This window comes from Methanobrevibacter oralis, assembly GCF_001639275.1.
Lineage (GTDB): Archaea > Methanobacteriota > Methanobacteria > Methanobacteriales > Methanobacteriaceae > Methanocatella > Methanocatella oralis.
Genome location: NZ_LWMU01000081.1, coordinates 21914 through 46716, shown reverse-complemented (window position 1 = coordinate 46716; position 24803 = coordinate 21914). Strand labels below are relative to the sequence as shown.

Here is a 24803-nt window from a genome sequence, read left to right as displayed (position 1 = left end):
TAAACCTCCTCTATAATTAATATTAAAATAGATTCATGCTATTTAAATTATTTTTGTAACTTAAAAGTTACCAATAAAAAATATATAAGTTAATTAATCAATTATCAAATATGACTAATAAATTGCCTACCTGTCCTGTTGATAGAACACTGAATTTAATAAATAAAAAATGGAGCATTCAAATTATTCGCGATATTTTCTTTGGCAAAAGACATTTTAAAGAGTTTCAAGAAGACAAACCAAATTTAAGCAATAAAGTGTTGTCAAATTGTTTAAAAGAACTTGAAAATAATGGTTTAATTGAAAAAAAAGTATCAGCTACAAAACCCACAAGTACAACATATTTTTTAACAGATTATGGAAAATCAATGAAAAAAATAATATATGAACTAGCAATGTTTACTTTAGATAATGAAAATAACTACACAAAAGAAGAAAAAAATAACTTAAAAAAGCAATTTAGAGAAATTTTAGATATTGAGGATTAAAATGACTGGTAAAATTTACATTATAGGCATTGGACCTGGATCTAGTGAATATTTAACTAAAATAGCCATAGACACTGTTAAAAAAAGTGATTATACCGTTGGAAGCACAAGAGCAATTGCACTATTTGATGATGTCAAAAACAAAGTTCCTTTTAATGTAAAAGAGTTATTAAATAAATTAGAAGAAGCAGTTGAACTTGCTATTAAAGGTTATGTTGTTTCAATTTTATCAACTGGAGATCCCGGTTTTTCAGGGGTTTTAAATACTGTTTTAAGAATCTCTTTAGATAAAAACTTTCCTAAAAAAAATATAGAAGTAATACCTGGAATCAGTTCTCTTCAATTAGCAGCAGCTAAAAACAAAATACAGTGGGATAACGCTAATGTAATGACGTTTCATGGAAGAGAAAATATTGAAGATATTTTAAAAGTCATTAACAATGGTAAAACTACAATTGCACTTCCTTCAAGAAAAGTAAAGGACATGGCACAATTTTTACTTGATAATAATGTTGATGAGTCAAGAAAAGTTGTGGTTTGTGAAAGACTTAGCTACCCTGACGAAAGAATTGTTGAAGCTACATTAAAAGATATTGCCAATAGTGAATTTACCTACATGTGCATTATGATACTATATTAAATTTATTTACTTTTAAAAATCATTTTAAAAGTCATTTACTTTTTAATTTTAAAAATAAAAGATAAATAATTGAAATATCATAGTTTAAGTGCTGATTAAAAGCATTTGGTAGATACTATGATTAAAAAAATAAAAATTATATGTTTTATTTTCTTATTTCTTTTTTTAATTTCAGCTGTGTCTGCAGTTGATAACGAAAATAAAACTCTAAAAGAAAATTTAAATGACACATCAAAACTTAAAGCAATAAACCTTGAAAATAACGCCCAAAATCTCTGTTCAATTAATGGAGAGATTGGACAAGTAAACACAAATTCCAAATTAACCAAAGAGAAAGTCAATATAAAAGCCTCAAATGTAAATATGTACTACAAAGATGGGCATAAACTTAGTGTATCAATAACTGACAAAAATTCAAAGGCAATAAGCAAAGTTAAACTTAAAATTACATTAAATGGAAAAACACAAATAAAAACTACGGATTCAAAAGGTAAAATTTTGATTGATTTAAATTTTAAAAGTGGAAAATATTCTGTTTTAATTAATTTTGAAGGAACAAATAAATATCAAAGTAAAATTCTTAAAAAAACTGTGAATATAAAAAGCACAATAAAATCCAATGATTTAAATAAGTATTATAAAAATTCAAAAAAGTATAGTGCTAAATTTTATAATCAAAAAGGAAAGCTACTTAAAAACACCAAAATAAAATTCATAATCAATGGTAAAAGTTATATTCAAACAACGGACAAATCTGGAGTTGCAAAAGTTGAAATTAACTTAAAACAAGGAAATTACCCAATTTTAATACACAATCTTAAAACAAATGAAAAAATTTCTAAAAAAATCAATATAAAGGCTTTGATTAAAGAAAATAGCGATTTAACAAAATACTACAAAAGTCCATCTGAGTTTAAAGTTAAAATAATTCAATCTAATGGAAAAGCTGTTGGAGCAGGAAAAAGTGTATTCTTTAAAATAAATAGCAAAACTTACAAAAAAACAACTGATAAAAAAGGTTATGCAAAAATTAATATTGATTTAAATCCAGGAACCTACACAATTACAACAAAATATGATGATTGTCATGTTAATAACAAAATCACCATAAAAAGCATAATTCAAACAAATGACGTTAATATGAATTATGGTGATGGAAGCGAATATAAAGTTAAAATATTAACTAGTGCAGGTAAAATCCAATCCAATGTAAAAGTAACATTAAAAGTCGATGGAAAAACATACACCAAAACCACTGATAAAAATGGAATAGCTAGTCTTAAACTCAATTTAGATGTTGGAAAATATAAAATAACATGTGAATATAAAGGTCTTAAATCTATAAACAGTATTATAGTAAATAAAGTGATAAAACACACTCCTTTTCACTATTCTATTCGAATTCCAAGTTATGTCAATGTAACATTTCCTTATGTTTTTTCTAACTCAATATACTCCTTAAAAACAGGTTTAGATGGTATTATTAAAATGCCAAAAAAACAAGCAATTCAAGTCCAAGTAGGTTCTAAAAATTACTTATTTACCACACACAAAATGGATGAAATTGATTCTATAAATATTGGATATAAAAGCTATTTAATTCCATTTGATGGAAGTGAAATAAAAAACGATTATAATATTGGAAAATTAACTGGAAATGGGTTGATTTTAACAAATGTAGATGATTATCTTCAAATTGATTATAAAAATACATGTGGTGACAATATTGAGCAATTTGGAGTTTATGCAGACAAAGGTGTAGATAAAAGTGAAAAAATAATCTTTATGCAAAATGGCAAATCCATAGCTGGAATTAGTTTTCAAACACTAATGTATGATGAATTGGGTTTAAAAATTAATCTTGCAAAATATTATGGAAAAACCATCTATGACTTCAACACTAAAAACTACAATCAAATAACAAATAACAATGCAGATAAAATAAAATTTGTGAATACTGGAGAAAGTGTAACTTTAAGCTATTTTGAAAATTATATAGCAGGTTATCTAACAAAAGAACATTTAAATACATGTTTTAAAGCTCAGGATAATTTTGTTGAAAAGCAAGAGATTATTAATTATGGTTTAAATAAATCCTATAATCCCGCTGCTGGATTTGAATTTGTACAATGCTATACAATAATTGATGAGAATGTAAGAGAGTCAAATACTAAAAACAAAATAGCCAATATACAAAATAATATTTTAAATCCAATACAAAATTTAAATTCAATTTTTTTAATTTCCCTAAATACGGCATTACTTAGTGATAATCTAGCAAATAAACTTTCAAATAAACTAAATGTGACCTATAAACGTGAAAATACAACAGTAATTATGAGTGGTGTAACACGAGATAAAGTGTATTTACATGTACTAAATCCATTAATGGGATTAAATGTTATTGGAAAAAATGCTAAAACATTTAGACTAATGAATTCCCTTTATTTACCTGAATTTGAAAAATATTGTTTATCGATTTTAACAAATAGGGTAGGAAATGATGCTAGAAGCTCCCTAGAAGAAGTTATTGAATCAATTAATAACAATAATTACAGTATTATTTATATAAATAGAAGTGTGATGATTCTTTGTGAAGATAAAAATTCTACTATAATTATTGATGAGCAAAGCGGTGTTGCAAGTGTATTGATGATTGAAGATGGTTTTGCATATAAAGGTTCAAAAATAGAATCTGGTTGTACATTCTGTGGAATATCATTAATGATTAATGATGTAGTTAAAAGCCTAAATAACGATTTGAATAATCTTAAAAAAGGATTAGATGATTTTATGAAGAATTTACACTCAACAATAGTAATGAGTTATAAATTTTTAACATGTGGAATTTGGGCAGCAAGTTCAATAATAAAATTAGAAGGATTAGCAGCTGGATTTTCATTTATTGGAGCTGTTTCAATAATACATTCCACAGGAGTTTATTATAAAGATCATTACATTGATGATGAAGATTTATACGATACATATGACAGATTAACTATAACAAGACCGGGATACTTCCAAGATAGAAAAATATTCAACATACCTAAATCTGACGGTAGCGTTGATTATATTGAAGTTCCAATAAATAATGACAATAGTCTTGATAGAGATAATGCGAAATATATAAGTAAAGGCTCTGTAAGAAAATTAACTAGACAAGAGACATATGAATATTTTGATGAAGAATATTATACCCTTCTAAATGTTCCTGAAAAATATCTAAAAAAGAGTTGGAATAAATGAAATTTACTAAAAAAAATGCCTTAAAATTATTTATAGGTATAATTTTGTTTATGATATTATTTGTTATGTGTCTTAGTATCGAAAATTGGTTAATATGTACAATTAGTTGTATTTTACTAGTTATAATATATTATTTCCTTTTAAAAAAACTAATTCCAATGGAACTATCAGCTTTTATTGAACAAGTTAAAAAACAAAACATTATAATAAAAATATTACTAATACTATTTTTCATAGCGATAATCTATGAAACTAGAGTTCCTAGTTCTCATGAATGGAGCATAGTATTGGTTTCATTGCTATGGATAGCTACATTTATTGAATTATTTAAAAATAGAGAATAGTTAAAATAAATTAATATTTTAACTTATTTTTATTTTTTAAAGTTGAATAGCTTCTTGAGAAACTTCATCATTGTTTTTATCTTCATATAAAATTTCAGCAAGAGTTAATAATTTTTCTTGGCCTTTAACTTCATCTTTAAATAAAGGAACTTGAGCTATAATTTGTTCTTTGAATTTTTGAGAGATTAATGCTAAACGTTTTTGTTGTAATTTATGTCTTGAATGGCAAAAATCACAATCAGAAATATCTGGCATTACTTGATTAACTATAATACTATCAACAGTTATATTGTATTTTTTTAAAGCTTCAATCGCTCTTTCAGATTCATAAATTGACATTTCTTCTGGAATAACAACCATTTTAAATGTGGTTCTTTCAGGATTAGATAAAACTTCTTTTGCTTGATCTATCTGTTCCTTGGTTCTTTTTAAATCTTCAGTAGTTTGTGGATCATCAGCTGCATCCATAAAGGGTATAAGATTTTTTAAAGAATTAGCAGCACTACCTAATTTCGTTTTTATCAACATCATTTTTCCAACCCATGAATCCATTACTTCTGGAAAGGACAATAATCTTAAAGTATGCCCAGTTGGAGCAGTATCAAATACAACTACATCATATTCATCTGAGGTCATTACAGATAAAAACACCTCAAATGCAGCAGCTTCATCAGCACCTGGAGCAGAAGATGCAATGTCCATTTGGTCAGATAAGAAATCCAAACCCATTAGTTTATCTGAAGTAGAGTTAGTTTTTTGAGTTTCAAGAGCTACTTGTTTTTGAGCCATTGCTTCGTCTGGATCAATTTCTATTGCAAATAGATTAGTTTTAATCTCACGAGGTTGATGTCCAATTGGAACTTCAAGTGAATCAGATAAAGAATGAGCAGGATCTGTTGAAACAATTAATGTTTTTTTACCTTGTTTGGCTAACCATAATGCTGTAGCAGATGAAATTGAAGTTTTACCAACACCTCCCTTTCCACCTACAAAAATAAATGTAGTTTTGTCTTTATTAAATTTGAAATAATCTTTAAATGCCAATATTTTACCTCCACATACTTTTAGTAACTTTATGTTATATTAAATTTTTTTAATATATAAATATTAGCTAGATACAATTATTTCCAAACTTGTAGAAATCAAATTCATCCAAATATAACATACTATTTAAATTAAAAAAATTATAATAGTTACTAATAAATGATTAGGAGTTGTGATGATATGAGCGAAATTCCCAAAATAAATACCAAACAGACAAAAAACAATATTGTTAAATTTATCCAGAATAAGGTATCCAAAGCTAATGTTGATGGACTTGTTATAGGATTAAGTGGGGGAATTGACTCCACATTAGCTGCATATTTAGCTTGTGAGGCTGTTGGTAGTGATAAAGTATTTGGAATTATAATGCCTTCATCCACAACACCAACAGAAGATAAACTTCACGGCACCGACATTGCTCAAAAATTAGGCATACAATACAAAGAAATAGCAATTGATAGTATCTTAAATGAATTTTTAATTGTTAGTCAAATAAAAGGAGATATTAAGCCTATTGGAAACTTAAAAGCTAGAATTAGAATGTCAATCATTTATTACTTTGCAAATTCTAAAAATTACCTTGTTTGTGGAACAGGCAATAAAAGTGAAAACTTAATTGGATATTTTACCAAATACGGAGATGGTGCATGTGATATTGAACCAATTGGTGATTTATACAAAACTAATGTTTATGAATTAAGTAAATATCTAAACATTCCACAAGAACTCATTGATAAACCTCCTCGTGCTGGATTATGGAATAACCAAACTGATGAAGATGAAATTGGAATGACTTACGAATTACTTGATAAAATATTATATTCATTTACAGAAAAAAATCAAATAAGTAAAAAAATAGCTAATGAATTAAGTATTGATGTAGATGAAGTTGAAATGATTATTAAAAAAGTTCAAACAAATGAACATAAAACTAAACTTCCTGAAAGTCCTAAAAAAACAATATTATAATGGTGATTGAGTGAACGAAAATATAGAAAAAAAATGGCAGAAAAAATGGGAAGAAAGCAAGCTATTTGAATCAAATCCAAATGATAAAGAAAAGTTATATTTAACTGTAGCTTTTCCATACCCTAGTGGAGCTATGCATATTGGACACGGCCGTACATATACTGTTCCAGATGTTTATGCAAGATTTAAAAGAATGAAAGGATTTAACGTATTATTCCCCATGGCATGGCATGTAACTGGAGCACCAGTTATTGGAATTGCAGATAGGATTAAAAGAAAAGATCCTTGGACTCTTAATTTATATGAAAATGTTCATGGAGTGCCTAAAGAAGAACTTCATAAGTTAGAAGACCCTGAATATATTGTAAAATACTTTAGTAGCGAATATAATGAAGTAATGCATGAAATGGGATATTCAATAGATTGGAGAAGAGAATTCAAAACAATCGATCCAACTTATAAAAAATTCATAGAATGGCAAATAACAACTTTAAAAGAAAAAGGATTGGTTATCAAAGGAAAACATCCAGTTAAATATTGTCCAAGATGTGGTAATCCTGTAGGAGACCATGATCTGCTTGAAGGTGAAGGAGTTGGAATAAATGAGCTTACTTTACTTAAATTTAAAATGGAAGATAAAATTTTCGTGACTGCTACACTTAGACCAGAAACGATTGTTGGAGCAACAAATATTTGGTTAAACCCAGATATTAAATATATTGAAGTCAATTCAAATGGTGAACATTGGATTATTACAAAAGAAGCGTATCATAACTTAAAACATCAAGTTAAAGATTTAACAATCGTTAGTGAAATTAATCCAAATGATTTAATTGGAAAATTTGTAAAAAACCCATTTACTGGAGACAAACTTCCAATCTTGCCTGCTAGTTTCGTCAGTGGATCTTATGGAAGTGGAGTTGTTTTCTCAGAACCTGCTGATGCACCTGCAGATTATATTGCTCTTCAGGATTTGAAAAATAATCATGAAATATTATCAAAATATAATTTAGAAGATATCATCAAAGATGTTAATCCAATTCCTGTATGTAGCGTTAAAGGATATGGAGAAATTCCTGCCGCAGACATTATTGAAAAACTACAAATAAAAAATCAAAATGATGAAAAATTACAAGATGCAACAAATGAACTTTATAAAATAGAACATAGTAAAGGAAGGATTATTAAATCTATTCCAAATTATGGTGGTAAAAAAGTATCAATTGCACGTGAAGAATTAAAGGAAGAGTTAATAGCTAAAAATATAGCTACAATAATGTATGACTTTGCAGAACGTCCAATTATTTGTAGATGTGGTGAAAACTGTGTTGTTAAAATAATGGACAATCAATGGTTTATGAATTATGGAAATCCTAAATGGACAGAAAAAACATTAAAAGTTCTTGATGGTGAAACAATAATTCCTCCTGAAGTTAAAAATAATTTTGAATATTATATTGATTGGTTAGATGATTGGGCGTGTTCTAGAAATGTGGGGCTTGGAACTAGACTCCCTTGGGATAAACAATGGCTAATTGAACCACTTACTGACTCTACAATTTACATGTCATATTATACAATAGCTAAATACCTAAAAGACATGAATCCTGATGATTTAAACATTGCTTTCTTTGATAAAGTTTTATTAAATAAAGAATCAGGAAAAATCAATGTAGATGATGAACTCGTTGAAAAAATCCAAAACGAATTTAATTATTGGTATCCTCTTGATTGGAGATTATCTGCTAAAGATTTAGTTGGAAACCACTTAAGTTTCTTAATGTTCCACCACAGTGCAATTTATCCTAAAGATAAATGGCCTAAAGGAACTGTAGTATTTGGAATGGGTCTTTTAGAAGGAAATAAAATGTCATCCTCAAAAGGAAATGTTATTTTATTAAAAGATGCAATTAGGGAATATAGTGCAGATGTTGTAAGACTCTTTTTAATGGCATCAGCTGAACCATGGCAAGATTTTGATTGGAGAGAAAAAGAAGTGCTTGGAACTAAAAGAAGATTAGAATGGTTTAAAGATTTTGCATCCAAAGTAGAAGAAATTAAAGGTTCACCTCTAGATTTAAACAATATCAAAAAAGTTGAACTCACACGTACTATTGATATGTGGATGTTAAGTCAACTTAATAAACACGTTAAAGATGCAACTAAAGCATTAGAAGCTTTTCAAACAAGGAAAGCCCTTCAAGAATCATTATTCTTACTTAAAAAAGATATTGACCATTATCTATACAGAATTAAGCATTTAATTAATTCACAAGATCCTGCAATAATATATGTTTTATCTGTTGTTTTAGAATCATGGATTAGATTACTCGCACCATTTACTCCACACACATCTGAAGAATTATGGGCCAAATATGGAGGCAATGCTTTTGTAAGTGAAGCTGAATGGCCTAAATATGATGAAAACAGAGTAAGCTTAGAAATTGAAAAATCTGAAGAATTAGTTCAAAATACAATCAATGACATAAAACAAATTAAAAAAATGCTTGGTAAAAATGTTGAAAAAGTTCATATTTACCTAGCTCCTGAATGGAAATGGGATTTATACAAAATAGCCAACGATGTTGGAAAACCAGATATTGGTCAAATCATGGGTAGAGCTATTGGAGCTAAAATTTACGATGATAAAAAAGAAATAGCTCAAGTAGCTAAAAAAATAGGTCGTGAAATAACTAAAACAAGATATATTGGTAAAATCAATGAAAATCAAATATTAACTGATGCTATCGATTATATTAAAGAAGAATGTGGAAATGAGGTTATTATCCACAATGATGATAGCTATGACCCTGAAAATAAGGCTAAAAATGCAATGCCTTATAAACCAGCAATTTTTATGGAATAAATAATCCCATTTTTTCTTTTTTTATAGTTTACGTGCAAATACCAAGTATCCACTATGGCCTACCATGCGAGTTTTTGGTCTTACACCTTGAGGTCTAACCTCAAGACCTCGCTCTAAAATTTCAATAATTTCAACACCATAAAAATTAAGCTTTTTAGCTATTCTATAAGAAATTTCAGCTTGATCTATATACGGAGCATAAACAGCTAAAAAACCTCCAACATTTAAAGATCTATATACCTCTTCAAAGAGTTCAAATGGCTTTGGTAAGTCTAAAAAGATTAAATCAATATTATCTTCATCAATTCCGTCTTTAATATTCTTATTTTTAACTTCAATGTTTTTAATACCAAATTTTTCAATGTTGTTTTTTGCAATTTCTGCAAAGTCTTCCCTTATCTCATAAGTAAATACTCTACCATCTTCACCAACAACATTACCAAAATTAAGTGCAATAGCTCCTGCACCAGTTCCAGCATCAACAACGCGACATCCTGCACCTAATCCAGTATGAGCAAGCACAAGTCCAATGTCTTTTTTAAGTAATATTGAACAATGCCGATCCATTAAATCTATGAAATCATTAATATTAGGTTTTACGATTTTAAATGCGTGACCTAAATGACTTTCAAGCTCATCACCAATTTCACAATTAGCTAATTGTTCTTGTGAAATTATTCCTAAATCACTTTGAAAATCTGAATCTTTTTTAAGAATATACTTTTTTCCACGTTCATCTAAAATCATTTTCAACTAGATCACCTAATTTTCTAATTCTGATAATCTTTTAACTCTTTTTAAAGTATCTGGATGAGTAGATAATATTTCCATCAATTTCTTTGAAGTTGAAACTTCAATACGAGCATTATTAAGTCTTCTTAACTCATCATCTGAAATAGACCCATCACCATTATAATCAATTTGTCTAAATTCATTAATATCGCTTTGAGCATTATTCACATCATTTATAAAGAAAGCACGTGTTGTGTTTACTTCATTAATTATTTGACTATCAACTTTAGCAGCTCCATAAGACAATTTATATAATGCAGATACTAATGCTGCAGGACGATTTCCAAACTCAACACTAGCTTCATCAGCATAATATTCTCTGATCCTTGAAATAAATAGAACAAGTAACTGTCCAATTAAATAAAATACATAACCAACAATGCCTATTATAAATCCTCCATTATTATTGTTTCTTGAGAACATGAATGATAATGCAATATAGTAACATATCATAGGAATAACACTTACCATTGCAGTAATAGCCATGTCATTATGTTTTAAATGTCCCATTTCATGACCTAAAACCGCTTTTAGCTCATCCCTATCCAACAATCCTAAAATTGGATGGGTAATTGCAATATGTCCACTTCTACTAGTTCTACCATATGCAAAAGCATTTGGAATATTAATTTCTGAAAGACCAATTTCAGGTTTTGGTATTCCAGCGGCTTGTGATAATTCTTCCACCATTTGATGAATATGTGGTGCTTCTTGTGGTGAAAGTGGTCTAACATTCATTGAACGTTTTACGATTGAAGGACCAAACCAATATTGTAAAAATACAATGATTAAACTAACAATTAAAAAAAAGTATCCTCCACTAATCCCTAAATAAGCTCCAGCTAATGATACTAAAAAATAAACAATAGTAAACATTAAAATTGTTGTAAGCCACATTCTTAATTTGAGTTTCCAAGTTCCTCTCATACAATACCACCTAATTAATTTTAGTACAATAATTTATATTACTATTCTTATACTCACTAGCTATTTATAGCTATAGTTTCATTATTAAAAAAATGAAATTTTTCATTGAATAAATTTTTTATAGATAATAATATCATGAATTTTCTAAAAGTAAAAAAATTCCAAACAACTGTATTATAATGAAACAAAATGAAAACTTATTCTATAAAAAATTCTCTAAATTAACATTAGGAATTAAAAATTCCATATAAATAAAAACTTTTTTAGAATTAATGGATGAAATGCATTACCTAAAATAAATTTTCTGATTATGAATTTAACTGTGAAAATGTTTTTAAATTAGCTGAACATATTAGTATTCTAAAGATTGATTTAAACGAACAAAACATGGATTTATAAATTAGATGGGAAAGATAAACTTAGTGAAAGATTAGGAGTGTTAATTTTTGAAGTTCCTAAAGCTTCTTTATATAAAATTAAATTTGGCAGCCCCCTCTTAAAAAAAAAGTTAAGGAAAAAATTAAAAATATTAACCAAAAGATAATTTAATTAAAAATTACAAATATTCTACTAGTAAAAAAATGGTGATTTAATGAGCGGACCTTGGGTAGAAAAATATAGGCCACAAAAACTAGAAGATATCGTAGGGCAAAAACAAATAATAACAAGACTCCAAAAATATGTAGGCGAAGAAAGCATGCCTAATTTAATGTTTACTGGACCTGCAGGTGTTGGAAAAACAACTACTGCATTAGCTCTTGTAAAGTCAATTCTTGGGGAATACTGGAGGCAAAACTTCTTAGAACTTAATGCATCCGATGCAAGAGGAATTGAAACAGTAAGGAATAATATTAAAAATTTCTGTAGATTAAAACCTGTTGGTGCTCCATTTAGAATAATTTTTCTAGATGAAGTAGATAACATGACAAAAGATGCGCAGCATGCACTTAGACGTGAAATGGAAATGTATACAAAAACAGCATCATTTATCCTTTCATGTAATTATTCTTCTAAAATTATTGACCCTATCCAATCAAGATGTGCAATATTCAGATTTGCTCCAATTAAAGGAGAAGATATAGTAGCTAGATTAAAATACATCTGTGAAAATGAAAAGTTTGAATATGATGAAAAAGGTCTTGAAACTATCGTTTACTTTGCAGAAGGAGATATGCGTAAAGCTGTAAATGTTTTACAAGCAGCAACCTCAGAAGGAGAAATAGTTAATGAAGAATCCGTTTATGAAGTTGTTTCTAAAGCAAAACCACAAGACATTAGTAATCTTATAACCAAAGCACTAACTGGAGATTTCATGGGAGCTAGAACAATCTTAAGAGAAACAATGGTTTTACAAGGCACTAGTGGAGAAGATATGGTTACACAAATTTATCAAGAAGTTTCTAAAAGAATAGTTGATGGAAAAATGGATCCTGAATTCTACATAGATTTAATAGAATCAATTGCTAATTGTGATTTTAGAATAAGAGAAGGAGCTAATCCAAGAATACAACTTGAAGCTCTTTTAACTAAATTCTTATAAGGTATATAAATGTTATGGACTGACAAATACCGACCACAAAGCTTAGATGAAGTAGTTGGTAACAATAAAGAGAAAAAAACAATTTTAGAGTGGATTAATAATTGGAAAAGAGGTGATCCTCAAAACCCCTTACTTTTAGTTGGTCCACCTGGAATTGGAAAAACAACACTTGCACAAGTTATAGCTAAAGAATTTTCAGAATACGTTGAACTTAATGCAAGTGATAAACGTTCACATGACATTATCAAAAGAACTATCGGTGAATCCTCATCTTCAAGATCTCTTTTTGGAGATGATTACAAGTTAATAATTCTTGATGAGGTTGATGGAATTCACGGAACCAATGATCGTGGTGGTGTTAAAGCTATTGGTGAGATTATAAAATCCTCTAAACACCCACTAATATTAATAGCCAATGATTTCTATTCTAAAAGACTAACTTCGCTTAAAACAAAATGTACTGTTTTAAAAATGAGCAAAGTTAGATCACCAAGTATTAATAAACTTTTACGAGAAATAGCTCAAAATGAGGAGGTTAAAGTAAACCCTGCTGCTTTAAAAGAATTGTCTAAAAAGGCTAATGGAGATATGCGTTCTGCAATAAATACCCTACAATCATTAGCTAATAAAGAAGAAGTTTTAGAAGTTCAAGATGTGGAAAACATAACAACTAAAGATGATCGCTCAACAATAATAAATGGAGTTACTGCTGTTTTAAAAAGTAAAAATCCCAAACATGTTAAAGATGCTTTAAGAGTTGAAGAAGACCCAACACTTGTAATGGAATATATTGCAGAGAATATTCCTAGAGAATACACAAAAAAAGATGAAATTAAAAAAGCTTATGAAAATATTTCAAAGGCAGATTTATATTTTGGAAGAGCACAGCACACTAGAAACTATGGCTATTGGAAATATGCTAGTGATTTTATGGGAATTGGCGTTAGCAGTTCAAAACATGACACTTATAAAAAATTCACAAAAATTACATCTCCAACAACTTTCACTTTAATGGGACGTAATAGGGTAAAAAGAAACCTTAGAGACAAAATTGCTGAGAAAATGTCTCAAAAAATGCACATTTCACATTCAATAGCCATTTCTATGTTTCCATATTTAGAAATAATGTTTAAAAATGATGAACTAGCTTGGGAAATTTCTGACTTTTTAGAATTTGACAATGATGACATAAAACGTTTTAGATCTAAAAAAATCCCTAAAAAAGTTATAACTAAGATGGAAAAACAAAAAGGAAAAATGAGAATTGAAGAGAGAGATAAAAGAGCTAAAGAATTAGAAATTCAAATGCAAGGATTTATTTCAGCCGAACCAGTCGCTGAAGATAAGGGTGAAGAAATAAAAGAAGAAAAAGCTAAAGAGAAAGCAACAAAACAAACTTCATTGTTTAATTTTTAATTTTTCTTCTATAAATTCAGAAGCTTTAAGGACATTTTCCCTATATTGAGGGACTACATCTTCTAAAAATTTCATGAATGAATTAGCTAGCTCATCTCCATTTGACCCGTTAATACACTCCTTATTATCCATTTCTAAAAAGGAATTGATCCATTTTTTTGAAACGTTAATAAATGGATAAATTTCACCTTCTTTTTTTCCAAAATTAATGCCTTCTCCTTTAAAAATACTTGAAAAAATTGAATTTACTTCATCATCCAATATTAAAGGATTGGCTATTAAATCATGACCTCCACTATAAACTAATTTAACACCGTATTTACGAGTATATGGCTCTAAAATAATTTCCATTAATTCATTGTTTTTTGGAATTAAAATAACACTGTTTGGTTCAATATCAGATAATACTTTCGATGATTTTGAGCATATTTTTTGAAATAAGGAGTTCCTTACAACTTCAATATCACTAAATTGTTTTTTAAAAATATCTTCTCGTTTTCTTGAAAATTTAGAAAAACGTAGATTGTTAATATAAATTTTTTCTGGAGTGTAACTTATAAAGCGACTATCCACTCCAATAATTTTAAGAAATTTCAACACACCTTTTTTAGACTTTGAAAATTCATTCGACTCTGTCATATTTGCTAAATCTAAAAATAAATCCATAATATCATCATAAATTAAGTGTTTTTATTAGGCTTTCATACATTGCTTTTATTGGTGCTTTTTTACCTGTCCATATCTCAAAACTTTCTGCACCTTGATATAATAACATTTTTATCCCATAAACAGGTTTTGCTCCAGCTTTAATTGCTTCTTTTAATAGAACTGTTTCATTAGGATTATAAACCGCATCAAATACTACTAAATCTTCATGCATATCATTCGCATTAGCTATTGAAACAGCCTCTAAACTCGGGTTCATTCCTAGCGGTGTTGTGTTAATTAAAATATCACTTTTAGTTAAATATTTGCTAATATTTTCAAGTGAATCTGTTTTAATATTTCCAATCAAATCGGAATTTAAAATATCATTAGCTAATTTTTCTGCTTTTACAACATTTCTATTTAAAATTGTTAATGATTCAACACCAAATTTAGCTAAATAAAATGAAATAGCTCTTGAAGCACCACCAGCACCTGAAACAATAACATTTTTATTTTTAACATTAGATACTTCTTCAATAGCTTTAATAGCCCCAATCCCATCTGTATTGTATCCTTTTAAATTTTTAAAATCGATCGTATTTACTGCACCAATTAGCTTTGCGATTTCATCTAATTCATCTAGATACTTAATTACATCTATTTTATGTGGAATTGTTACATTTAGTCCCTGAATACTTAATGATTTAGCACCGCTTATTGCAGATTTTAAATTAATAGGATTAACACTAAATGGAAGATAAACATAATCTAATCCTAATTTCATAAAAGCTGCATTATGCATCGGTGGTGAAAAAGTGTGTTCAATAGGTTGACCAATTAAACCAACGATTTTTGTACTACCTTGAATATTCATATATAATTTAATAGATTATCAAAGATTATATAAATTTGTATATACAAAACTTTACTATAATTGGTTAAAGAAGTGGAGATGTAAAATGGAATTTACAAAACCAAGAGGTACACGGGATTTTTTATTTGATGAAATGCAAGAAAGAAAGGAAGCTCAGAGTATCTTAAGAAATATATTTGAAAATTATGGTTATAGGGAAGTAAAGACCCCATTATTTGAAGAATTAAAATTATTTACAACTAAATCTGGAGAAGAAATTGTTGACCAGCTATACAACTTTAAAGATAAATCCAATAGAGAATTAACTTTAAGACCTGAAATTACCGCCCCAATAGCTAGATTATACTTAAATGAACTTGAAAAAACAGCCATAAAACCTATTAAGCTTTATTATTATGGAAGTTGTTTTAGATATGAAAGACCACAAAAAGGAAGATTTAGGCAATTTTGGCAATTTGGATGTGAATTAATTGGTGCTAACTCTCCTCAAGGTGAAGCTGAAGTTATAGCTTTATGTAATGATGCAGTTAACAGTTTAGGAATTACTACTGCTGATGTAAACATTAATCATTTAGGAATCATTAGAGGGTTATTTAAACATTTCAATATAACCGAAGAAACTCAAAGAGAACTAATGGTTGTTATTGATAAAGGAGATAAAGATTTATTAAAAGAATCTTTAAGTGGTGACAACCCTGTTATTGATAATGATGAATTAAATCAAATACTGTTACAATTAATTGATTTGGTTGGAGATAAAAGTATTCTCAACAAAGTAGAAAATTTAATAAAAGATTATGCAGAGACTCAAGAATCATTTAATCAACTTAAAGAACTTGTTAATCTACTAGAAAGCTTTGAAGTTGAAAATTACACTTTAAACTTAGGAGTAGCTAGAGGACTTGATTATTACACAGGAATTGTCTTTGAAATTTATGTTCCTGAACTTGGTGCTCAAAAACAAATCTGTGGTGGAGGATCATATAGTTTAATTAAAGTCTTTGGAGGAAAAGAAGTTGAATCAACTGGTTTTGCCTTGGGTTTTGATAGATTAATGAATGCCTTAGATGAATTATGTGAGAAAAAAGAGAAAAAATCCCATTTAGATATTTATGTTGCTCCTATTTCCGATAATGTAAGTGCTAAAGCTTATGAAATAACACAAAATCTTAGAAGAAACAATATTAAAGCTGATGTTGATTTAAATGCTCGTAAATTCAAGAAATTAATTAATTATGCTAATAAAATTAATGTTGACAAAATAGCTATTATTGGCGAAAATGATTTAAATGACGGTAAAATTACAATTAAAGATATGAAAAGTGGTAATCAGGAATTAATTGATGTTGACAATGTTGTTTATTATTTAAGAGGAATTAAAGATGAAAATTAATTTTAAACATGAAATTAATGGTGAAAAACTTATTACTGCCATTGCACAGGATTTTAAAAGTAATCAAATTTTAATGGTAGGTAATATGAATAAAGAAGCTTTAATTAAAACATTAAAAACTGGTAAAGCTCATTATTGGAGTACATCTCGAAATAAACAATGGCTAAAAGGAGAAAGCTCTGGAAATATCCAGGAAGTTAAAGAAATTTTTATTGACTGTGATATGGACGCAATTATATTAAAAGTAAAACAACATGTTGCCGCTTGTCACAAAGGTTACCCATCATGCTTTTATAGAAAATTGAAACTCGAAAACAATATTAATATTGAAAATATTAATGATGAAGACTTTGAGATAATTCTAAAACGAGTTTTCAATCCAGAAGATGTGTATTAAAATGAATACTCTAATTCCAGACACTAGTGCTATTATAATAGGTGCAATTTCAGAAATTATTAAAAAATCCGATTTAGAATATCCAGAAGTTATTGTACCTGAGGCAGTTGTTTGTGAACTAGAACATCAAGCTAATGCAGGTAGAATTGAAGGATATAAAGGACTTAAGGAACTTCAAAAATTACAAAATCTTCAATTTGAAGGTGAAGTAGCCATAAGCTTTAAAGGAAAACGACCAAGTAATTATGATATAAAATATGCTAAAAGTGGTGAAATAGATAATATTATCCGAGATTTAGCACGTAGCGAATTTGGAACCCTTATTACTAATGATAAAGTTCAAGCTGAAACTGCTAAGGCTCAAGGAATTTCTGTTAAGTATATTGAACAAAAATACATCAATAAACCTTTATCAATTGAAAAATATTTTGATGAAAATACAATGTCTATTCATTTAAAGGAAAATGTTTGTCCAATGGCTAAAAAAGGAACTCCCGGTAATGTAAAATTCGTAAAACTTAGTGATAACACCTATTCTTATAAAGAACTTAGAAAAATTGTTGATGAAATTCTTGATAAGGCTAAAAACGATTCAAAAACTTATTTAGAATCAGAAAAAATTGGATCATATATAGTTCAATCAAGAGAATATAGAATTTCGATAGCAGAAGTGCCTTTTTCTGAAAGTTTAGAAATAACCGCAGTTAAACCTGTTGTTAATATTGAATTAAGTGATTATCATTTATCTGATAAACTAATGGATAGGATAAGAACTAATGCAGAAGGAATATTAATATCCGGTTCACCAGGAGCAGGAAAAAGTACTTTTGTACAATCTATTGCTAAATTTTACTCAGAAGAACTAAATAAAGTTGTAAAAACAATGGAATCGCCAAGAGATTTGCAATTACCCAATGAAATTACACAATACAGTCCCCTTGAAGGAAGTATGGAGAATACTGCCGATGTTTTACTTCTTGTTCGTCCAGATTATACTATTTATGATGAACTAAGAAAAAATAATGATTTTAATATATTTGCAGATATGAGATTAGCTGGTGTTGGAATGATTGGCGTTGTGCATGCAACTAGACCAATTGATGCAATTCAAAGAATAGCTTCAAGAGTAGAACTTGGTGTGATACCTTCAATTGTTGATACTAGCATCTATATTGAAGATGGTGCTGTTAAAAATGTTTATGAAACAAAAATAACCGTTAAAGTTCCAACTGGTATGAAAGAAGCAGATCTTGCAAGGCCTGTTATTGAAGTTAGAGATTTTGAAAGTGGAAAACTTAAAAATGAAATCTACACTTATGGTGAACAAACAATTGTTATGGATGTTGATTTAGTAAATCAAGATACTGATTTACAATTACAAAAATCATCAGTTGAAAAAATAGCTGAAAAAGAAATTTTAAGGAAAATAAAAAGGATACTACCTAAAAAAGCAAAAGTAGAAGTTGAAGTAATATCACCTGAAAGAGCTAAAATCTATTTTGAAGAACAACACATCCCAGAAATCATTGGTAAAAATGGTAGGCGAATAGCTGAAATTGAAAAAGATATCGGAATAAGTATTGGTGTTGAAGTGCTTGAAAAAAATATTCAAAATAGAAAATCCTTTGAAATTGACATAATTCACACAAAAAAACAATTAATTTTAGATTTAGGTCGTGACAATGGTAGAAAAAACTTTGATATTTGTATAGGTGGTGAATATTTACTTACTGCCACCACCTCTAAAAAAGGAGAAATTAAAATTAAACAAGGAATTGAACTATCTAATTTTATTATAGAAGCTATAGAAATGGGATTAGAAATTACAGCAATTAAAAAATAGTGATGATATGAAAATTGGTGCATCAACATTAGCAGGGATAAATGACAAATTAGAAGATAGCTTAGAATTTATTGAAGAGTTAGGACTTGAATATGCTGAAATTCTACACCAGTACCCTAATCAAGATATTAATATAGCCAATGTAGAAAGCTTTAATTTAAAATATTCTATGCATGCTCCATTTATGGATGTTAATATTGCTTCTTTAAACAAATTTAGTAGAGAAAACTCAATTAAACAGATTAAACAAACAATAGATACTGCTAATAAAATTAATGCTGAATGTGTTGTTGTTCATCCAGGTTTAATTCCCTTTTTAGCCAGAGGTTTTGAAGAAGTTGTTTATGACTTATCTAATGAATCTATAAAAGAACTTGGAGAATATGGGCAAGATTTAGGAGTAATGGTAGCTATTGAGAATATGCCTTCTTTTGAATCCATGATGTATCAAAAATTAGAGGATTTAAATGAAACATTAACTTCACTTGACATGTTCATGACTTTAGATATTGGTCATGCTAATCATATTGGATATGCTACAAACCAAATGTATTTTGATTGTATTAAACACATCCACATGCATGATAATTTTGGTGATGATGACTCCCACCTTGCTTTAGGTGATGGATCTATTGATTTAAAAAGTATCATCAATACTTTTGAAGATAAAAAATATGATGGCATTACATCATCGAAGTAAATGATAATGATTCCATTAAAAAAAGTTATGAGTATATAAAAGAAAACTTTTAAATAAGACGCTTTTCTTTTATTTCATTTTTAAAATATAAATATTTGGAATCAATAACATTCCTAATACTTTTAGCTGTTTTTAAACCAATTCCTTCAACTTCTTGAAGTTCACTTTCAGATGCATTAATAACATTAGATACAGAGCCAAAATGCTCCAATAAATTTTTAGCATTAACAGGCCCAATGTTTGGAAGGGATTCTATAATAAATAGCTGTTGTTCAAACAAACTCACTGGTTTTTTATCTGTTCTTATTTGAATAGGAACTTTCTCACCACTTTGTTCACGAATAGCTATTCTTTTAATCATAGCTGCAGTATCCTGAGCGTTTCTTGTTGGAATAATACTAATACCAAAGTCAAGTGCAATTGAAGCTATAGAACCTCTAATAGCATTAGGATTAATCATACCCGAATATAAGTCATCGCCTTCAAGAATCATCAAAGGACGTTTAAACTCTTCGGATAATTCACGAGCCTGTTTGAATAATCTTTTATCAACAATTGAATCAACAAAATCTTTAGCAGTTTTTCTCTCAATAGCTACTTCATCACTTACCTGATAATCGGCAACTGCCATTGATTGGATTTTAACATCAATTTCCATTTCACTTAAATGTCTAATAACTTTAGAATTACCTTCTCTTGAATCAGCAAAAACCAAAGGTAATTTTTCATTTTCAGGCTTATCAATGACTTTAATCTTTTTTTCATTTTCCATTCTTTCAACTGCAGATTCATTAAGTTCGGCTAAAACAACAGGATCTATTAATTGATTTTTCATCCTACTTTCTTTGTAAATTGAAGAATAATAATACCCCTCATCCATTGTTCCCGTAGTTATAAGAACTTTTACACGACCAGTTCTTTTACGTCCAGTTCTCCCCCTTCTTTGAATCATCCTAACTTCAGAAGGAACCGGTTCATATAATATGACCAAATCAACTGCAGGAATATCAATACCTTCTTCAGCTACACTTGTAGATAATAAAACATCATATTCGCCCATTTTAAAGGCTTTTATGATTTCTTTTTGTTCTTTTTGAGTTAATCCTTTTTCCCCATCCCTAGAAGCTTGTCCATAAAATTTAACAGATTTGATTCCTTCTTTTTCTAGTTTTTGATGAATCATTTCAAGTGTATCTCTGTATTGTGTGAAAACCATAATTTTAGAAGATTTAGAATCTTCTTTTTCGTATCGTTTAGATTGTAATTTAGTTTGACCATCACTAGTAGCCAACTCTTTTTTAAGAATTTCAGTTACTTTTCTAAGTTTTGGATGTTCCCAACCATGTTTTTCAGCATCACGAGCAAGTTTAACAGCACGTCCAAAATTATCATCATAAATTAATGATTTAGCTGCTTTAGTTTTCTTTTTACGTAAACGCCCTATATATTTATTAAAAGTTTGGATTCCTTGAGTTTCAATAAGGCCTTGTGCATGTTGAATGTTAATAACAGCACTTAATATTGAAATTGCTTGAAAAGATTCTTTAGAAGGATTTGCAGTTCTTCCAATTTCACTTTGAATTTTGGCTCTAGCTTTTAAAATATCCCCTTTGTTTACAGAAACAGTTTTAATAATACCCATATTTTTTAAAGCTTTAAGTCGGATTTTTAATGCCTTATCAACGTATTTTTTAATTTTTTCAAGTTCACTGCTCATTTTTACCTTAACCCAATCTATTTCAACTGGATTAAAATATGGTTTTACATCATGATCCTCCTCAGTTTTAATTACAATATTTTGAATAAATAAATTCTCACAAACTTCTTTTATTTTTTCTTTATCAGAACCTGGAGAAGCAGTTAAAGCTAAAATCAAATTATAATTTGATTTTTGAACATATCTAGATGCCAAATAAACATAAGAATAAGAACCTACTCCATGATGGCATTCATCAAAAACTATTAAAGAAACATTATTTAAATCATATCGACCTTTTAGCAAATCTGATTCAACAGTTTGAGGAGTAGCACAAACAACTCTTGATTCTTCCCACCGTTTAGTTCTCTCATCAGTTTTAACCGCCCCTGTAATTGATGCACAAGGCACCATTAAAAATTCTTTAAAACTAGCTTCGTGTTGAATTGCTAGTGGTTTACTCGGAGCTAAAACAAGAACTTTTGAATTTTTAACTTTATTCAATCTATCTGCTGCAACTAGAATAGCTACGATAGTTTTACCTAATGCGGTAGGTGCAACAACCATAGTATTTCCTTTTTTTAAAACATCCCCCGCTAAAACTTGTTGGTATAACCTTGATTCTATAGAGTTTTCTTTAATTAAAGGATGTTTTATATAACTAGTCATGATTAAACCTGCATATTAACATTTTATATATTTAATTATTATTTAAAGCATTATTAATATATTAACAAAGAGCATTTGCTAAGTAATATCTTTCATTATAATTCATAAATAACATTATTTTATAGCTCCAAGAGTTTTTTTATCGGATCGTGATTTAAAAATATATTATCATTTAATTTTTCAATTACAATTTTAGAATGAAATTCCCTCAATAATTAGTTATAGATGTTGTGTTTCTGTTAATTTTTTAATAAGAGCATTTAAATCAAAAATTTTATTAGTTAAAAATAAAATACGCAATAATATATCTATTCCAATTTTAATAACTCAATTTCTTTAAATTTATTGAAAAATTTATCTAATGAAACAACATAGTCCAAATCAAGGTTATTAACAATAATAATGCTTGAACAATCAATAAAACTAGCTTTATAATTTTTTTCATTATATTTTTTAAATAATGTAAAAACCCTATCATTATATTTTTCTATTTCAAATTCATTGATAATATTAAAATTATCATTTAAGAAATAATAAGCTTTTTCAGTTAATTTAATATTCTTGGTTTTCATCATAACTACAGTTATTACTTCATTTAAAACACCATTACTAATATAACACTCATTTTCAAATAATATGTCTTTATTTTTTTCAATGATTAATCTAGACTTGTCATTCTTTTTAAAAATAGGTATGATAAATGAAGTATCAATGAATATTTTATTCATCATAAATCAACTCATCTATATTCCAATCTTCTCCATCATCATCTATCATTCCAAATACATCATCAAATGTTGTTTTTTGTCTAGGAGTTATTATTATATTATTATCTTGAATATCCCAATCAAATATAGTATTTTTATCAATAGGAAAGTCTTTAAATTCGTCTTTTATTATTTTTGGTAAATGTAACTCATCATTTCCATATAATTTACTAGTTGCTAAAGTCATAATAATCATGTTCTTTTATAATATGAATATTATTATTTAATCAGATAATATTTATATCTATCGGAAAATCTGATTTGACTATTTATATCAAATATTGAAATCTTACTCTTAATAATTTAATAAAAATCCAATTTTGTATAAACCATAGTAAAACTTAGCTTAATATCAAAATTTTTTTACCATTTTAATCAAATAAACATTATAGAATTTCCTATTTTAATAATAGTTTCTTTTAAGGTGGATTTATTATTCTATTTGAAATTTCATTTGATGCAAAAAAATTTTTATACAGCTTGAATTTTTATTATACTTGGAATTATACTTAGTAAAGGGCTCTTTCAAAAACTTAAGTGATTTGGTTTTAACTTATTTATTTTTTGGAGTAACTTTTTTTCTTTTCTTATTTTTCTTTATTTTTAATTTAAAAGAAGTAAAATTAATATATTAAGTGAATCTAATATATTAACATGAATAATAAAAATATAAAAACTTCAAATAGTTATTATATTGGATAAACAATTTAAACTTTACGAATGGATTCCAGAGTTTTCTCGATCGAACCAATGAAGATAAAATTCGAATTGGGTGCAATTCTATTGATAATTCTTTGTTTGTTTCAACAAGAAAAGGTGAAAAAATATTTTAAGCCAGTTAATGTAGTTTGTCAGGAGTATAATTCACGTGATGTTGTTAAAAATGGAACTTATTCTAGAAAATTAATTTTTTTAGAAATTGGAGAAAAGAATTGTGTTGTTCAGAAATATAAATGTAATAAATGTGGCCATATAATTTATACGGATCTTTCTAGTATTGTTAATGGAAACTCAAATATTACTATTCCTGTAATTGAGCATATTGAGTTTTTGTATAGTTATTTTAATGGAAGTCTTCATAAAAATTCGTAAATTATTGAAAAAAGAACATAACATCGAAATCACATCAAAACGTAGAAAACATCATTTTTAAAGTCTGATTATGAAATTAAGCATGAAATGGACTTTTTCAGGATATTATTATATTTAGGAATAGCCTTTGGATTAAAAAGAGAATGGATAATTGGAAAGTATCTTTTTAGCTTTATTCGACTTAAAATTAAATACAATATTGGCTAAAAGAATTGGTCGATTCAGAGACAATTAGATAAACGTATACAACTTCTTTAAACCAATCACTACGCAACCAAGAGAAAAAAAATGCATCATAACAGAATTCCAGAATTCAAAAAAAAACTCACTAATTACTTCAATGACTCAAAAATAGCAATACATTAAAAAATTATTTAAAACAGATGAAGGAATTTTAAAAAGATTTAATCTAAAACTTAAGTATTAGAATAAAAATATAATGTGATTTTCTA

The 24803-nt window shown here is 27.9% G+C and carries 20 protein-coding genes; 12 read left to right on the top strand and 8 right to left on the bottom strand.

The features are described from left to right. Positions 1 to 110: 110 nt before the first annotated feature. From MBORA_RS06920 to MBORA_RS06910, 3 genes are all read left to right on the top strand, one after another. Positions 111 to 488 (top strand): winged helix-turn-helix transcriptional regulator, encoded by a 378-nt coding sequence (locus tag MBORA_RS06920; protein WP_042691998.1) that lies wholly within the window; start codon positions 111 to 113, stop codon positions 486 to 488. Between the two features lies 1 nt (position 489). Then, positions 490 to 1128, top strand: a complete 639-nt coding sequence (locus MBORA_RS06915; protein WP_063720441.1) for a cobalt-precorrin-7 (C(5))-methyltransferase — start codon at positions 490 to 492, stop codon at positions 1126 to 1128. A 117-nt stretch (positions 1129 to 1245) separates the two neighbouring features. Then, the gene (locus tag MBORA_RS06910; protein ID WP_063720440.1) at positions 1246 to 4374 is read left to right on the top strand and encodes an Ig-like domain repeat protein; all 3129 of its coding nucleotides are present in this window, start codon (positions 1246 to 1248) and stop codon (positions 4372 to 4374) included. A gap of 380 nt (positions 4375 to 4754) precedes the next feature. Here the strand turns inward: MBORA_RS06910 and MBORA_RS06900 are convergent, their stop codons facing one another. Further along, entirely contained in the window at positions 4755 to 5762 is a 1008-nt protein-coding gene (locus tag MBORA_RS06900; RefSeq protein ID WP_042692008.1) for an ArsA family ATPase, read from the bottom strand. 180 nt (positions 5763 to 5942) lie between these two features. Here MBORA_RS06900 and MBORA_RS06895 point away from each other — a divergent pair, with 180 nt between their 5' ends. Continuing rightward, entirely contained in the window at positions 5943 to 6731 is a 789-nt protein-coding gene (locus MBORA_RS06895; RefSeq protein WP_063720438.1) for an NAD+ synthase, read from the top strand. A gap of 10 nt (positions 6732 to 6741) precedes the next feature. Next, positions 6742 to 9597 (top strand): leucine--tRNA ligase, encoded by a 2856-nt coding sequence (leuS, locus tag MBORA_RS06890; protein WP_042692012.1) that lies wholly within the window; start codon positions 6742 to 6744, stop codon positions 9595 to 9597. Positions 9598 to 9618: 21 nt separating this feature from the next. Here leuS and MBORA_RS06885 read toward each other — a convergent pair whose 3' ends face one another. Further along, a complete protein-coding gene (locus MBORA_RS06885) occupies positions 9619 to 10344 on the bottom strand; it encodes a tRNA (adenine-N1)-methyltransferase (RefSeq protein WP_081738327.1) in 726 nt (241 codons plus the stop codon). 15 nt (positions 10345 to 10359) lie between these two features. Next, positions 10360 to 11316, bottom strand: a complete 957-nt coding sequence (locus MBORA_RS06880; RefSeq protein ID WP_063720437.1) for a zinc metalloprotease HtpX — start codon at positions 11314 to 11316, stop codon at positions 10360 to 10362. A 592-nt stretch (positions 11317 to 11908) separates the two neighbouring features. Here MBORA_RS06880 and MBORA_RS06875 point away from each other — a divergent pair. Together MBORA_RS06875 and MBORA_RS06870 are read left to right on the top strand one after the other, a co-directional pair. Further along, positions 11909 to 12856 carry a replication factor C small subunit gene (locus tag MBORA_RS06875; RefSeq protein WP_042692021.1) on the top strand — a complete coding sequence of 316 codons (948 nt, stop codon included), beginning with the start codon at positions 11909 to 11911 and terminating at the stop codon, positions 12854 to 12856. Between the two features lie 9 nt (positions 12857 to 12865). After that, positions 12866 to 14272, top strand: a complete 1407-nt coding sequence (locus MBORA_RS06870) for a replication factor C large subunit (RefSeq protein ID WP_063720436.1) — start codon at positions 12866 to 12868, stop codon at positions 14270 to 14272. On the opposite strand, the gene MBORA_RS06865 is transcribed toward MBORA_RS06870, so the two are convergent. Further along, complete coding sequence (locus MBORA_RS06865) at positions 14255 to 14911, bottom strand: ATPase (protein WP_248845838.1); 657 nt, start codon at positions 14909 to 14911, stop codon at positions 14255 to 14257. The genes MBORA_RS06870 and MBORA_RS06865 overlap by 18 nt on opposite strands. 34 nt (positions 14912 to 14945) lie before the next feature. Further along, positions 14946 to 15794, bottom strand: a complete 849-nt coding sequence (locus MBORA_RS06860) for a shikimate dehydrogenase (RefSeq protein WP_042692029.1) — start codon at positions 15792 to 15794, stop codon at positions 14946 to 14948. Between the two features lie 85 nt (positions 15795 to 15879). Between MBORA_RS06860 and hisS the strand changes: the two genes are divergently transcribed. The 4 genes from hisS to MBORA_RS06840 are packed head-to-tail and all read left to right on the top strand — an operon-like array spanning position 15880 to position 20127. Further along, positions 15880 to 17187, top strand: coding sequence for a histidine--tRNA ligase (gene hisS, locus MBORA_RS06855; protein WP_042692034.1), 1308 nt, complete (start codon positions 15880 to 15882; stop codon positions 17185 to 17187). Then, positions 17177 to 17584, top strand: a complete 408-nt coding sequence (hisI, locus tag MBORA_RS06850) for a phosphoribosyl-AMP cyclohydrolase (protein WP_042692038.1) — start codon at positions 17177 to 17179, stop codon at positions 17582 to 17584. Before hisS ends, hisI begins: the two co-directional genes overlap by 11 nt. 1 nt (position 17585) lies before the next feature. Next, a complete protein-coding gene (locus MBORA_RS06845; RefSeq protein ID WP_042692193.1) occupies positions 17586 to 19427 on the top strand; it encodes a PINc/VapC family ATPase in 1842 nt (613 codons plus the stop codon). 7 nt (positions 19428 to 19434) lie between these two features. Further along, the gene (locus tag MBORA_RS06840) at positions 19435 to 20127 is read left to right on the top strand and encodes a sugar phosphate isomerase/epimerase family protein (protein WP_231475755.1); all 693 of its coding nucleotides are present in this window, start codon (positions 19435 to 19437) and stop codon (positions 20125 to 20127) included. A gap of 49 nt (positions 20128 to 20176) precedes the next feature. Here the strand turns inward: MBORA_RS06840 and MBORA_RS06835 are convergent, their stop codons facing one another. The 3 genes from MBORA_RS06835 to MBORA_RS06825 form a co-directional block, all read right to left on the bottom strand. Continuing rightward, on the bottom strand, positions 20177 to 22492 hold the full coding sequence (locus tag MBORA_RS06835) for a DEAD/DEAH box helicase (RefSeq protein ID WP_063720435.1): 2316 nt from the start codon (positions 22490 to 22492) through the stop codon (positions 20177 to 20179). A 308-nt stretch (positions 22493 to 22800) separates the two neighbouring features. After that, positions 22801 to 23223: a PIN domain-containing protein gene (locus MBORA_RS06830; RefSeq protein WP_081738316.1), complete on the bottom strand. Its 423-nt coding sequence runs from the start codon at positions 23221 to 23223 to the stop codon at positions 22801 to 22803. After that, on the bottom strand, positions 23213 to 23446 hold the full coding sequence (locus MBORA_RS06825) for a hypothetical protein (protein WP_042692044.1): 234 nt from the start codon (positions 23444 to 23446) through the stop codon (positions 23213 to 23215). The genes MBORA_RS06830 and MBORA_RS06825 overlap by 11 nt, the downstream gene beginning before the upstream one ends. 596 nt (positions 23447 to 24042) lie before the next feature. Between MBORA_RS06825 and MBORA_RS06820 the strand changes: the two genes are divergently transcribed. Next, entirely contained in the window at positions 24043 to 24351 is a 309-nt protein-coding gene (locus tag MBORA_RS06820; protein ID WP_147659465.1) for a hypothetical protein, read from the top strand. Positions 24352 to 24803: the final 452 nt, after the last annotated feature.

Bases quoted from the DNA above. Each gene is read 5' to 3' on its own strand.
- MBORA_RS06920 (WP_042691998.1), top strand. From the start codon at position 111: ATGACTAATAAATTGCCTACCTGTCCTGTTGATAGAACACTGAATTTA.
- MBORA_RS06915 (WP_063720441.1), top strand. From the start codon at position 490: ATGACTGGTAAAATTTACATTATAGGCATTGGACCTGGATCTAGTGAA.
- MBORA_RS06910 (WP_063720440.1), top strand. From the start codon at position 1,246: ATGATTAAAAAAATAAAAATTATATGTTTTATTTTCTTATTTCTTTTT.
- MBORA_RS06895 (WP_063720438.1), top strand. From the start codon at position 5,943: ATGAGCGAAATTCCCAAAATAAATACCAAACAGACAAAAAACAATATT.
- MBORA_RS06885 (WP_081738327.1), bottom strand. From the start codon at position 10,344: ATGATTTTAGATGAACGTGGAAAAAAGTATATTCTTAAAAAAGATTCA.
- MBORA_RS06880 (WP_063720437.1), bottom strand. From the start codon at position 11,316: ATGAGAGGAACTTGGAAACTCAAATTAAGAATGTGGCTTACAACAATT.
- MBORA_RS06875 (WP_042692021.1), top strand. From the start codon at position 11,909: ATGAGCGGACCTTGGGTAGAAAAATATAGGCCACAAAAACTAGAAGAT.
- MBORA_RS06870 (WP_063720436.1), top strand. From the start codon at position 12,866: ATGTTATGGACTGACAAATACCGACCACAAAGCTTAGATGAAGTAGTT.
- MBORA_RS06865 (WP_248845838.1), bottom strand. From the start codon at position 14,911: ATGACAGAGTCGAATGAATTTTCAAAGTCTAAAAAAGGTGTGTTGAAA.
- MBORA_RS06860 (WP_042692029.1), bottom strand. From the start codon at position 15,794: ATGAATATTCAAGGTAGTACAAAAATCGTTGGTTTAATTGGTCAACCT.
- hisS (WP_042692034.1), top strand. From the start codon at position 15,880: ATGGAATTTACAAAACCAAGAGGTACACGGGATTTTTTATTTGATGAA.
- hisI (WP_042692038.1), top strand. From the start codon at position 17,177: ATGAAAATTAATTTTAAACATGAAATTAATGGTGAAAAACTTATTACT.
- MBORA_RS06845 (WP_042692193.1), top strand. From the start codon at position 17,586: ATGAATACTCTAATTCCAGACACTAGTGCTATTATAATAGGTGCAATT.
- MBORA_RS06840 (WP_231475755.1), top strand. From the start codon at position 19,435: ATGAAAATTGGTGCATCAACATTAGCAGGGATAAATGACAAATTAGAA.
- MBORA_RS06835 (WP_063720435.1), bottom strand. From the start codon at position 22,492: ATGACTAGTTATATAAAACATCCTTTAATTAAAGAAAACTCTATAGAA.
- MBORA_RS06830 (WP_081738316.1), bottom strand. From the start codon at position 23,223: ATGATGAATAAAATATTCATTGATACTTCATTTATCATACCTATTTTT.
- MBORA_RS06825 (WP_042692044.1), bottom strand. From the start codon at position 23,446: ATGACTTTAGCAACTAGTAAATTATATGGAAATGATGAGTTACATTTA.